10 protein-coding genes are annotated in these 11,711 nt (G+C 66.4%); 2 read left to right on the top strand and 8 right to left on the bottom strand.

Going from position 1 to position 11,711, the window contains the following annotated elements; all coding sequences use genetic code 11:
- Nucleotides 1-1,282 (bottom strand): FAD-binding oxidoreductase (locus BGN95_RS15180; RefSeq protein ID WP_286773174.1); only part of this gene is annotated, 1,282 nt, incomplete at its 3' end.
- Nucleotides 1,283-1,421: 139 nt separating this feature from the next.
- Nucleotides 1,422-1,868, bottom strand: coding sequence for a Saro_0803 family transcriptional regulator (locus BGN95_RS15175; RefSeq protein WP_179514193.1), 447 nt, complete (start codon nucleotides 1,866-1,868; stop codon nucleotides 1,422-1,424).
- A gap of 104 nt (nucleotides 1,869-1,972) precedes the next feature.
- On the opposite strand from BGN95_RS15175, the gene BGN95_RS15170 reads away from it, so the two are divergent.
- Nucleotides 1,973-3,442, top strand: coding sequence for a lignostilbene-alpha,beta-dioxygenase (locus BGN95_RS15170; protein ID WP_286773173.1), 1,470 nt, complete (start codon nucleotides 1,973-1,975; stop codon nucleotides 3,440-3,442).
- Between the two features lie 120 nt (nucleotides 3,443-3,562).
- On the opposite strand, the gene BGN95_RS15165 is transcribed toward BGN95_RS15170, so the two are convergent.
- The 5 genes from BGN95_RS15165 to BGN95_RS15145 all read right to left on the bottom strand — a co-directional run bounded on the left by BGN95_RS15165 (nucleotide 3,563) and on the right by BGN95_RS15145 (nucleotide 9,951).
- Nucleotides 3,563-5,170 carry an MFS transporter gene (locus BGN95_RS15165; RefSeq protein WP_286773172.1) on the bottom strand — a complete coding sequence of 536 codons (1,608 nt, stop codon included), beginning with the start codon at nucleotides 5,168-5,170 and terminating at the stop codon, nucleotides 3,563-3,565.
- Entirely contained in the window at nucleotides 5,167-6,222 is a 1,056-nt protein-coding gene (locus BGN95_RS15160) for an amidohydrolase family protein (RefSeq protein WP_286773171.1), read from the bottom strand. The genes BGN95_RS15165 and BGN95_RS15160 overlap by 4 nt, the downstream gene beginning before the upstream one ends.
- Nucleotides 6,223-6,311: 89 nt before the next feature.
- The gene (locus BGN95_RS15155) at nucleotides 6,312-7,739 is read right to left on the bottom strand and encodes an NAD-dependent succinate-semialdehyde dehydrogenase (RefSeq protein ID WP_286773170.1); all 1,428 of its coding nucleotides are present in this window, start codon (nucleotides 7,737-7,739) and stop codon (nucleotides 6,312-6,314) included.
- Nucleotides 7,736-8,488, bottom strand: a complete 753-nt coding sequence (locus tag BGN95_RS15150) for a nuclear transport factor 2 family protein (RefSeq protein WP_265314567.1) — start codon at nucleotides 8,486-8,488, stop codon at nucleotides 7,736-7,738. The genes BGN95_RS15155 and BGN95_RS15150 overlap by 4 nt, the downstream gene beginning before the upstream one ends.
- Before the next feature lie 56 nt (nucleotides 8,489-8,544).
- Nucleotides 8,545-9,951, bottom strand: a complete 1,407-nt coding sequence (locus BGN95_RS15145; RefSeq protein ID WP_265314569.1) for an MFS transporter — start codon at nucleotides 9,949-9,951, stop codon at nucleotides 8,545-8,547.
- Nucleotides 9,952-10,049: 98 nt separating this feature from the next.
- On the opposite strand from BGN95_RS15145, the gene BGN95_RS15140 reads away from it, so the two are divergent.
- Nucleotides 10,050-10,952, top strand: a complete 903-nt coding sequence (locus BGN95_RS15140; RefSeq protein ID WP_286773169.1) for an SDR family NAD(P)-dependent oxidoreductase — start codon at nucleotides 10,050-10,052, stop codon at nucleotides 10,950-10,952.
- A gap of 1 nt (nucleotide 10,953) precedes the next feature.
- Here BGN95_RS15140 and BGN95_RS15135 read toward each other — a convergent pair.
- Nucleotides 10,954-11,711, bottom strand: a 758-nt coding sequence (locus tag BGN95_RS15135; RefSeq protein WP_286773168.1) for a uroporphyrinogen decarboxylase/cobalamine-independent methonine synthase family protein, incomplete at its 5' end; no start/stop codon positions are given.

Here is an 11,711-nt window from a genome sequence, read left to right as displayed (position 1 = left end):
CGAAACGCCCGCCGATCGTGAAGCTTGCGTAGAAATCCACATCGGCGTCGCCGATGATCTTCCGGCTGCGCTTCAACTGATCGGTCACCGCCGCCCCGGTCGCCGGGACGACCGGGGAGAAGCCGAGATGCGCGCCGCGCCCGCCGATCCAGTCGCTCATCTGCAGCGGCACCGCGGAGGGCACCCCCATCGTGATGTCCATCGCGTTGACCGGATCGCCCTGGCGCCACCAATTTTCGACCGGCGGCGTCTTGAGGTGGCGCGCCATCGCCGCTTTCACCACATCGGCGCGCGCCTTGACGATGCCCTCGTCGCCGTAGAGCCGCAACGCGACCTGCCAGTAACCGAGCTTATATTGCGTCAGCAGTTCCTTGACGCGCCATTCGGGGATCGCACCGGGCTTGTCCCAGAAATCGCGGCGCTGCCCCTTGAGCACGATCTTGCCCAGCCATGAGGGGATGAAGATCGACTGATCGACCACGCCGGCGATCTTGAGCGGCGCGAGCGTATCGATCACCCAGCCGATATCGCCTTCCTCGGGAATGTCCCAGATCAGTTCCAGCGAGGTTTCCGGCGCGGGCATCAGCCACACGCCGGCCTTGGTGACGATCCCCATATTGGATTGCGAGAACATCAGATCCCAGGTCGGGCCATAGCCGAAGGGGAAGACGTGCCACGCCTTGTTGTTGGCCATTGCGCCGAGCCCGGTGCGGACGAGATCGCCGTCGGGCAACACTGCCTCTATCCCGCACAGATTGCGGGCGTTGAGGCCATAAGGGGTGTAGCCGATCCCGTGATCCAGCGCATTGCCGATCACCGAGCCCCAGGCGTTGCCGGGCACCGACATCCAGAGCGGGGTTTTGGTGCGCTGGAGATGCTCGTACAGGTCGAAGAAGCCGACCCCCGGCTCGAGCACGGCATAGCCGAGCGCGGCATCCACCTCGAGGATGCGGTTCATCCGGCCCAGATCGAGCACGATCGATCCGGGCAGGCGCGGCGCGGCGGTGCCATAGCCGAGGTTCTTGCCGCGGCTGACCGGCCATAGCGGCGTCTTGTAGCGGTTGGCGAGGCGAACGATCGCGCGCACTTCCTCCACGCTCGCCGGGGATATTGCGGCGGAGGGCGGCCATTGCGCGGCGTCGCCGGGCGCATAGACGTCCGAATAAGCGTCGCGATCCTCGTCGCTGGACAGCACCCAGCCGGGGCCGACCACCGAGGCGAAATCCTTCAGCGCGGTCTGGAACTGCGCGGGCGTCAGATGGGGAGGGAGCTTGAGCTCCACGGTCGATCCTCTCGCTAACAGTAACGGTCGTTATAATTGACGTGACCGTTGCGGCGGCGCTTGTCAAGCGGGCGTGCGTCGACCGCGACAGGAATCCCTACCGTGCGATAACGATATCTGAGGAGCGCCGGCGGCGTCGCTATTCGTGGATCAGGCGCAGCAACCGCACGAGCGTTGCGGTTTCTTCCTTCGTGAAGCGCGCTTTCAACCACGCTTCATGCTCGAGGATGCAGTTGCGCGCGGCGAGCAGCGCATCGCGGCCCGCATCGGTGAGATGCAGCTGCAGCCGCCGCCGGTCGCCCTGCGCCCCGCCGCGCTCGACGAAGCCGCGTTTTTGCAGCCGATTGATGATCGCCATCACCGTCGCGCGGTCCATCTGCAGCCGGCGGCCGATATCCGCCTGCGCGATATCGGGATTGTCGTCGATCAGCCACAGCGCCGAAACCTGCTTCTGCGTCAGCCCCAGATCGCCGAAGGTTTCGGTGAAGTGCCGATAGACTGCGCCATGAGCCAGCCGGATATGGAATCCGACGATCTCGTCGATTTCCCCCAGCGCGCCACTCTCCGTCCCAACCAGGTGATTCATCCTAACAGGATGGGCTTGCACCGGGGCACGGTCAATCGGCGCGGTTGAAAAAATGTTTGTCTTGCATACAATGCCGTGGACAACAGTAATGGAGAGGATCGGCCGTGGCGCATTTCCCGGACACGCCGTCGTTCACCGGATTCAACACGCCGTCGCGGATCGAGGCGGATATCGCCGATCTCGACGTGACGGGCGCGATCCCGCCCGAGCTCGACGGGGCCTTTTATCGCGTCCAGCCCGATCCGCAGTTCCCGCCGCGGCTGGGGGACGATATCGCTTTCAACGGCGACGGCATGATCACGATGTTTCGCTTCAGGCACGGCCGCGTCGATTTCCGCCAGCGCTGGGCGCGGACCGACAAGTGGAAGCTGGAGCATGACGCCGGCGAGGGGCTGTTCGGCGCCTATCGCAATCCGCTGACCGACGACGCGCGGGTGAAAGGCCGTATCCGCGGCACCGCCAACACCAATGCCTTCATCTACGGCGGCAAATTATATGCGTTGAAGGAGGATTCGCCCGCGCTGGTGATGGACCCGGCAACGCTGGAGACCGAGGGATATACCTGGTTCAACGGCGCGATGACCGGCCAGACCTTCACCGCGCATCCCAAGATCGATCCTGAGACGGGCGACATGATCGCCTTCGGCTACGCGGCGAAGGGCGTGCTGACGCGCGAGATGACCTATTATGTCGTCTCGCCCGAGGGCGAATTGAAGCAGGAGCTATGGTTCGAGCCGCCTTATTACGCGATGATGCACGATTTTGCGATCACCCCCGATTACGCGCTGTTCCATGTCGTGCCGTCGACCTCGAACTGGGAGCGGCTGGAAAAGGGGCTGCCGCATTTCGGCTTCGACACGACGCTGCCGGTCTATCTCGGCGTCCTGCCGCGCCGGCCGGGTACGACCGCCGCCGACATACGCTGGTTCAAGCGCGATAATTGCTTCGCCAGCCATGTGATGAACGCGTTTCAGGAGGGGACAAAGATCCACTTCGACACCCCCGAGGCGAAGAACAACATGTTCCCGTTCTTCCCGGACATCCACGGCGCGCCGTTCAAGCCGATGGAGGCGGCGAGCTATCTTACGCGCTGGACGGTGGACATGGCGTCGAACGGCGACGCGTTCGAAAAGGTCGAGCGGCTGACCGATATGATCGGCGAATTCCCGCGGATCGACGATCGCCGCACCGGGCTTTCCTACCGCTACGGCTGGATGCTGGTGATCGACCCCGCCAAGCCGGTCGAGCTCAAGGGCGGCAGCGCGGCCGGGATGGTGATGAACACGCTGGGGCTGATCGATCACGAAACGGGGCGCGAGCAGAAATGGTGGTGCGGCGCGTCGTCGTCGTTGCAGGAGCCATGCTTCATCCCGCGCCACAAGGATGCGGCGGAGGGCGACGGCTGGATCGTCCAGGTGTGCAACCGGCTGGAGGAGCACCGATCCGATCTGCTGCTGTTCGACGCGCTTGATATCGAAAAGGGGCCGATCGCCGAAATCCATATCCCGATCCGGCTGCGCTTCGGGCTGCACGGCAATTGGGCCGATGCCGCAGAGATCGGGGTGACCGGCTAGGGCGGACAACATTCAGCCGTTCGGGCCTCGCAATCCGTCACCCCCGGCCCAGGGCGGGGGTGACGGGGGAGGTTGGCGGTGTTCTACCCGAAATAACTGACGTCGATCGACCCTAGGGGTCTAAACCGGCTCGCCCGCGGCGCGGGTCCGTTCCAGCAGCCGCGCCTGATCGCGCGCGACGCGCCACCCGAGCGCGATCAGCATCGCGACGATCGCCGGCGCGACCCAGTTGATCGAGAGGATCGCGGCGCCGAGATCGCCGTGGTTCGCGTCGCTGATCAGCCCCACCGCATAAGGCCCGATTCCGAGCCCGGTGATCGTCGACACGACGATATAGGTGCTGGAGGTGATCCCGCGCATCCGCGGCAGCACCTGTTCGAACATCACCGCATAGAGCGGCGGCAGCCACATCGTCAGCACGACGCTGTACAGCGTGAAGCGCAGGTAGAAGGTGGCGGCATCGGGCGCGCGATAGACCCAGAGCGCAATGAGCGGCGACAGGCCGAGCGAGAACAAGGTCACCCACACCCGCCGCGCGGGCCGCCCGCCGCTCAGCCGATCCGACAAAGGACCCGATATCAGCGGCCCGGCGACCCCGATCGCGGCGCTGAGCAGCCCGAACTGGAGCCCGGTCATCGCGGGCGACAGGCCATAGGATTTCATCAGGAACGAGGGCGTGAAGCCCATCACCCCGTAATTGATCACCCCCTGGAGCGAGCCGATCGCGATGCACAGAAGCAGCGACGGGGACGAGAAAGCGGCGAAGGTCGGCGGATCGTCGCGGCGCAGCGCCTGCGCCAGGTTGACGAGGACGAACAAGCCGAAGCCGATCACGCTCCATTGCAGCATATGCGCGCTGACGGTCACGCCGCCGAGCACCAGCGGCGGGCGCGGCGACAATGTTTCGGTCCAGCGGATCGCGGTGATCGCCCCGGCGACGATCAGCGCCAACGCGACGAGGTTGATCAGCCAGTCGCGCGGCGCCGCGCGACGCCGGCCGAGCGCGATCCAGTTGGTCCCCGGCAGGATCGCGCCGAACACGTTGAGGCTGGCGCGGAACGGCGCGGGATCGGGCGGCGTGTCGACGCCATCGATTGCGCCGCGCACCGGCTCGTGCAGCCCCCACATCAGCGCGGCGATGACGAAGCCCCGCGCGGCGGCGACGAGAAAGGCGAACTGCCAGCCGGCGAGGCCGAGCGGCGGACGGCCGCCGGCATGATGCGCGTTCCACCAGTCCGCCGCGCCGCCGCCGATCATCAGCGACCCGCCGAGCCCGAGCGCGATCGCCGCCGCCAGCACCGCCATCACCATTCCGCGCCGGTGGCGCGGGAAATAATCGTAGACGAGGCTGGTGCCCGCGGGCTGCGACGCAGCCTCGCCGATGCCGACACCGAGCCGGCTCAATGCAAGCAACGCAAAGCCGTTGGCGAACGCCGCAAAGCCGGTCGCGACCGACCAGAAGAAGATCGTGATCGCCAAGAGGCGCGTGCGCAGCCAGCCGTCCGCCAGCCGCCCCAGGGGGAGCGAGAACAAGGCGTAGAACAATGCGAAGACCGTGCCGTAGAGCAACCCCATCTCGGCGTCGCCGATATGGAGATCGCGTTTGATCGCGGGAGCGAGGATTGCGAGGATGTTGCGATCGAGCAGGCTGACCAATTGCGTCGCGGCGACCAGCGCCAACGCATAGCCCGCGCCGGGCAGCGCCTTTGCCCTCGCCGCGTCGGTCACAGCCGAAACACGCGCTCGGCGTTGGTCTGCATCAGCTTGCGCTTGGCGCCGTCGGGGATGTCGAGCAGATCGTGCGCGCGCACCTCGTCGGGGACATATTGATAGGGATAGTCCATCGCATACATCACGCGATCTTCCCCCATCACCTCGAGCATCAGCCGGATCGCGGGCGGGAAGGGCAGCCCGCTCGTCGTGGCGAGCACATTCTCGCGCAGGCAGGTGACGACATCCTTCTTGAGCGGCTTCAGCCGTTCGTAGCGGTTCGATCGCACCCCGGCCTTGTGCATGAAATCGATGCGGTAGAGCCAATAAGGGATCGCCTCGCCGCCGTGGCCGACCGCGATCTGGAGATCGGGGTAGCGATCGAAGATACCGGTGGTGATGAGCCGCAGCAGATGCATCCCGGTTTCGACCCCGAAGCCGAAGATCGCGCCGTCGAGCCCGGCCTCCACCAGCCCGCCGATCATCGCGTCGGGCAAGGTCTGGGGGTGGATATAGAGCGGCTGGCCGGTGTCGGCGAGCGCGCGGAAGATCGGATCGAATTGCGGTTCGTCGAGATAATGGCCGTGGGTGTGGCTGTTGACCATCACCCCGCGGAAGCCGAGGTCGCGCGCGCCGCGGCGGATCTCGGCTGCCGACCATTCGGGATCCTGCGGCGCGATCGAGGTCATGCCGACGAAGCGGGTGGGGTGGGCCGCGCAACGCTCGGCGAGATAGTCGTTGGCGCGCGTGACCATCGCCTTCGCCTCGTCCGCGTCGAAGAGCGGCTGGACACCCGGCGAGGTGAGCGAGAGGATCGCGACGTCGATCCCGGTGGCGTCCATATCGGCGATCCGCCGCTCGTCCAGATCGAGCAGCCGCTCGATGATCTGCATCGCGCGCTCCGACGGCGATTGCGCGTAGAAGCCCCAGAGCGAGGTCATGCCCTTGTCGGCGGTGCCGTCGCGTACCATGCGCAGAAAGGCGTCGATCTGCTCGCGGGTGGCGAAGGCTTCTTCGGTCGCGATGCGGCGATAACCACGATCGCCGCCGGTGTTGAGCTGGTGGGTCATAATGCGAGGTTCCTCGAACTTCTTGGTCGCTCCCGCTCAGGGGAGGGGTCGGGATGGGGCAATGCGACAGGCGCCGGTCTCCGCGAGGCTCAGCCCTCGTGCACCGCCTTGGTGACGAGGCAGGCGGTAACGCCTTCGGGACCGTCTTCCGCGCCGTGGCCGGACCATTTGACGCCGCCGAACGGCGAATCCGCGCCGCCGATCATCGTCGTGTTGATGCCGACCATCCCGCTCTCGATCGCACGCGAGACGCGGCGCTGGCGCTGCGCGTCCTGCGTCCAGGCATAAGCGGCGAGGCCATAAGGCAGGCGGTTCGCCTCGGCGATCATCGCTTCCTCGTCGCGATAGGGGTTGATCAGCGCGATCGGGCCGAACGGCTCCTCGTTCATCACCGCGGCGTCGAGCGGAACGTCGGCGAGGACGGTAGGCCGGTAGAAGTAGCCGCGGTTGCCGATCCGCTTGCCTCCGGTGCACAGCCGCGCGCCGCGCGCGGTGGCATCGGCGATCAATCGCTCCATCGCTTCGGGGCGGCGCGGGTTGGCCATCGGCCCCATCCCGGTCGCCGGATCGAGCCCGTCACCGACGACGATCCGCCCGGCGCGCTCGGCAAAGCCGTCGCGGAAGCGCGCGAACACCGCCTCGTGGACGATGAACCGCGTCGGCGAGACGCAGACCTGCCCCGCGTTGCGATATTTGGAGGCCGCCATCGTATCGAGCGCGCGGTCGATATCGGCATCGTCGAACACCAGCACCGGGCCGTGGCCGCCGAGCTCCATCGTGGTGCGCTTCATATCCTCCGCCGCGAGCCGGGCGAGATGCCGGCCGACGGTAGTGGAGCCGGTGAAGCTCAATTTGCGGATTACCGGCGAGGCGAGCAGATGGCGCGATACCTCGTCGGGCACGCCGAACACCGCTTGCGCGACATCGGGCGGAAGGCCCGCGTCGAGCAGGCATTGCAGCACGCCGAGCGCGGAGGCCGGGGTTTCTTCCGCCGCCTTCAATATCACCGAACAGCCCGCCGCGATCGGCGCGCCGAGCTTGCGCCCCGGATTGCCGAGCGGGAAATTCCACGGTGCGAAGGCGGCGACCGGGCCGACCGGCTCGTGGCTGACGGTCGAACGCTGTCCGGCGGGGCGGACCAACGTCCGCCCGTAGAGGCGAAAGGCTTCGCCGGCATAGAATTCGAACAAGGCGGCATTCATCGCCACCTCGACCTTCGCTTCGGCGAGCGTCTTGCCTTGTTCGAGCGTCGCGACGCGGGCGAGATCGTCGGCCCGCTCGCGCAACAGCCGCGCCGCGCCGTTGAGGACGGCGGCGCGCTGCTGCGGGGTCGACTCGCGCCACGACCGGAAGCCGCGCGCGGCGGTATCGAGCGCGCGGTCCAGATCGGCCGGGTCCGCGAGCGGCAGCTCGGCGATCGGCTCGCCCGTCGCGGGATTGACCACCGCGCTCGTGCGCCGTCCGGCGCCAGCGATCCGCTCCCCGCCGATGACGAGGTGAAGGTCGGGGTAGCTCACTGCGCGGCCTTCGCCTTTTCGCGGGCGACATCGCCCTCCCAGCGTTCGGCGACAATCTCCTCGCCGGTGACCGGATGCTTCAGGTGGAAGGGCACCAATTTATGCGTCGGCCACAGCCAGTGATCGGCGATCAGCTCGTCCGGCCCGGTCGGGTCCTCGGGGAAGGTCTGGCGCGGGAAGGGGACATATTCGGGCGGCGTATTGGCCCAGCCCGCGTCGAAATCGGCATGCCATTGCGGCATATAATTGAGCACGGCGATGCGCCACACGCCGTCGACCTTGCGATAGGTGTTCTCGTAGATGCCGCCTTCCCACCATTGGCGCGCGCCGAGCATCGGATTGGCGGGATCGGCATAATCCTTGTGCCGCCCGGCTTGCATCATCGAGCGCGCGCGGCCATGCGCGATCTCGCCGCCCGGGGCGACGGTGATGATGTCCTGCAGCTGCGGGTGATCGAGCAGGAAGCCGTCGATCGGACCGTTGGTGCCGTGGGTGAAGCGCTTCTGGAAGCGCTCGACATAGAGCCGGCGAATGCCTTCCTTGCCCTTCCACACCCCGCCGAAGAAGCGCACCTCGCCATCGTCGGTGAACAGGTCGACCGTCTCGCGATAAAGGCATTTGTCGATGAGATAGCCGTAAAGGTGCTGGAGCTTGCGGATATCGAGCTCGTCTTCACGCCGGGCGAGGCGGCGGGACAGATCCGCAACGGCCTGTTCCAGCGCGGCGACACGGGGGGCGACATCGGCCATCTTCACTCTCCTGATCGTATGCTTTACGTACAATTTGCGCTGACCTCGCGGCGGAGTCAACGGCCGAGCGCTTCGAGCCGCTCGACTTCCTCGCGGTAGGGGCGAATCGCGCGCACCATGCACAAGGTGGCGAGCGGCAGCAGCACGGCGGCGGTGAAGACCAAAGCCTTCCACAGATCCTTTTCCACCCCGATCACGAAATCCTGCACCAGCCCGACGACGAAGCTGCCCATCGCGCCGAAGAAGGTGAACATGAACAGATAGATCGCCGTCACCTGCCCGCGCATCGCATTGGGCGCGACGCGCTGGATCGCGGCATTTTGCGGCACCGCGCCGGCGATGCCGAACATCGCGCCAAGGCTCATCACCGCAAGCGAGGCATGGCCGTTGGGCATCAGCGGCGCCGCGATCGCGCAGCAGGTGACGCAGCCGAACAGGATCGCCGCGGCGCGGACATTGGCGTCCTTATGGCGCTTTGCCAGCCACTCGACGAACGCGCCGCCCAGCGCCAGCCCGGCGAGCGAGGCGACAAGGATCATCCCCCCCATCACCGCGCCGATCTGTGCTTCGTCCCACCCGTAGCTGCGGATCATGAACGGCACGCGCCAGAATTGCAGCCCGAACGTCTCGATCGCGCTCAGCGCCAGCCCGGCGAACAACGGATAATAGACTCGGCGCTGCGCGTGGATCGCGCGCGCCGCATCGAGCCCGGTGGCGGTGAGGATGCGGCGGCCGAGCGATGCGTCGCGCGGCGGCTGCGGCGCATCGGGCGCGGGCGCGAGCCGGGGCGGCTCCTTCACGGTCAGGAACAGCAGCGCGATCAGCAGCCCGGGCAGCCCGGTCCAGATCATGATCCATTGCCAGCCGAAGATGCGCAGCGGGCCGATTTCGCTCGGCGCCCAATGCGCGGTCATCCCGATCAGCATCCCGCCGACGATCGGGCCGAGTGTCGTCCCGCCGATGAAGCCGAATTGCAGCAGCGCGAAGGCGCGGGTCAGCGTGCGCGGTGGAAAGGCATCGGCCAGCAGCGAATAGGATGACGGCGCATGTGCCGATCCGCCCGCGGCGAGGAACACGCGCGTCCCGACGAATTGCGCGAAGCTTTGCGCCAGCCCGCCGAGCGCGGTGATCACCCCGATCACCGAGACGCCCGCCGCGAGCACATATTTACGCGGATAGATGTCCGCCAGCCGCGCCAGCGGGATACCGACGAACAGATAGCAGATGATGCTCGCCGGCCCGGCAAGGAAGCCCAGTTGCGCGTCGGTCAGCCCGAAATCGGCCTTGATGCGCTGCGCCAGCATCCCGAACACGACCTGGTCGAAGAAGGTGAGGAAGGTCGCCAGCACGATCACCGCGAGCGCCCAATAAGCCGCGCCGGGGGAGGGCCAGTCGCGCGTGTCGGCGCGCGGCGGGGCATCTGCCACGATCTCCACGGTCGCAGTCGCAGGGGCGATCGCCATCCGTCATCCTCTCGCTAATGCGCCATGTTTTGCGCTTGGCAAATTGTATGCGTTGAATACAATTATGCGCAACCGAAAAAACAGAATCGGAGAGCGATATGAAAGATCTGGCGGGGCGCACCGCGTTCGTCACCGGTGGGGCGAACGGCATCGGGCTGGGGCTGGCGCGGGCATTGCTCGCCGAGGGATGCAAGGTCGCGATCGCCGATATCCGCGAGGATTCGATCGCTGCCGCGCTTAAGACGCTCGACAATCAGGACGTGATCGGCGTGCCGCTGGATGTCGCGTCGCGCGCGGGGTTTGCGGCGGCGGCGGACGAGGTGGAGGCGCGGCTCGGCCCGGTCAGCCTGCTGTTCAACAATGCCGGGATCAACCTGTTCCAGACGATCGACGAATCGTCCTACGACGATTGGGACTGGGTAATGGGGGTCAACCTCAACGGGGTGATCAACGGGGTGATGACGTTCGTGCCGCGGATGAAGGCGCGCGGCGCGGGCGGGCATGTCGTCAATACCGCGTCGATGGCGAGCTTTCTGTGCGGGCCGGCGCCGGGGATCTACAATACCGCGAAATTCGCGGTGCGGGGCTTGAGCGAATCGCTGCGCTACAGCCTGGCGCCGCACGGCATCGGGGTGTCGGTCTTGTGCCCGGGGCTGGTCAAAAGCCATATCTACGCCAGCGACGAGATACGCCCCGACGAATTGAAGGCGGGCGCCCGGCCGGTCGACAGCGCGGGCGTCGAGCGGCTGCGCGAAGTCCACGAATTCGGCATGGAACCCGATGTGATCGCGGCGCGGGGGGTCGAGGCGATCCGCGCCAATCGTTATTATATCTTCTCGCACCCCGAGTTCCGCGACGAATTGCGCGAAGTTTTCGACGATATATTGGCCGCCTTCCGCGACTATCCCGAAGACCCCGGCTTCCAGCAGCGCACCGGGTTCGAGAAGTTCAGGCGCGAGCGCTATGCCGAGGCGCGCGCGGCGGCGCGGGGGGAGAGCTAGGCTATAGCCGCGCGTCGGCGAGATCCGCGCCGGCGCGCAGATTGGCGAGCTTGGCCCAGGTGACCGCAGGGTCGATCTTGCCATAGCCGGCGAAGGTGCCGAATCCGCAATCGGTGCTCGCGATCACGCGGTCCTTGCCGACGATCGCGGCGAACCGCTCGATCCGCTGCGCGATCAGCTCGGGATGTTCGAGATAGTTGGAGCAGGTGTCGATCAGCCCCGGCGCGAGCAATTTATCCTGCGGCACGCGCGCGTCGCGCCACACGATCCATTCATGCTCGTGGCGCGGATTGGCGGCCTCGAACAGGATTGTCGCCGGGCGCGCGCCGAGCACGATATGGATGATCCGATTGAGTTCGATATCATGATCGTGCGGCCCTTCGTAATTGCCCCAGCAGACGTGCATCCGCATCCGTTCCGGCGGGATATTGGCGGTGGCGGCGTTGAGCGCTTCGACATTGGCGGCGATCGTCCGCAGAAACGTCGCCTCGTCCATTTCCTGATAGCCGGTGTGGCGCGACATCGCGAGATCGGGGCAATCGAGCTGCAGGTCGAAGCCGGCGGCGACGATCGCCTCATATTCCGGGCGCATCGCCGCGACGAGATCGGCGAGATAGGCTTCGTGACTGGGGTAGAAAGCGTTTTTCTGGAAGGCGGTGATCAGCCCGGGCGATGCCGCGTTCATGAACGCGCGGGTGCCCTCGCCGTGGCGATCGAGTGCGCTGCGGAAACGGCGGATATCGTCGTGGAGCGGCGCCA

It is taken from the genome of Sphingomonas sp. 66-10 (assembly GCF_001897045.1).
Classification (GTDB): domain Bacteria; phylum Pseudomonadota; class Alphaproteobacteria; order Sphingomonadales; family Sphingomonadaceae; genus Sphingomonas; species Sphingomonas lycopersici.
Note: the sequence above shows the minus strand (reverse complement) of the source record. Positions and strands in the feature narration are given on the sequence as shown.

What these genes read in the sequence shown, in the direction of transcription:
- BGN95_RS15175 (WP_179514193.1), bottom strand. Translation starts at nt 1,868, where the DNA reads ATGAATCACCTGGTTGGGACGGAGAGTGGCGCGCTGGGGGAAATCGAC.
- BGN95_RS15145 (WP_265314569.1), bottom strand. Translation starts at nt 9,951, where the DNA reads ATGGCGATCGCCCCTGCGACTGCGACCGTGGAGATCGTGGCAGATGCC.
- BGN95_RS15140 (WP_286773169.1), top strand. Translation starts at nt 10,050, where the DNA reads ATGAAAGATCTGGCGGGGCGCACCGCGTTCGTCACCGGTGGGGCGAAC.
- BGN95_RS15160 (WP_286773171.1), bottom strand. Translation starts at nt 6,222, where the DNA reads ATGACCCACCAGCTCAACACCGGCGGCGATCGTGGTTATCGCCGCATC.
- BGN95_RS15150 (WP_265314567.1), bottom strand. Translation starts at nt 8,488, where the DNA reads ATGGCCGATGTCGCCCCCCGTGTCGCCGCGCTGGAACAGGCCGTTGCG.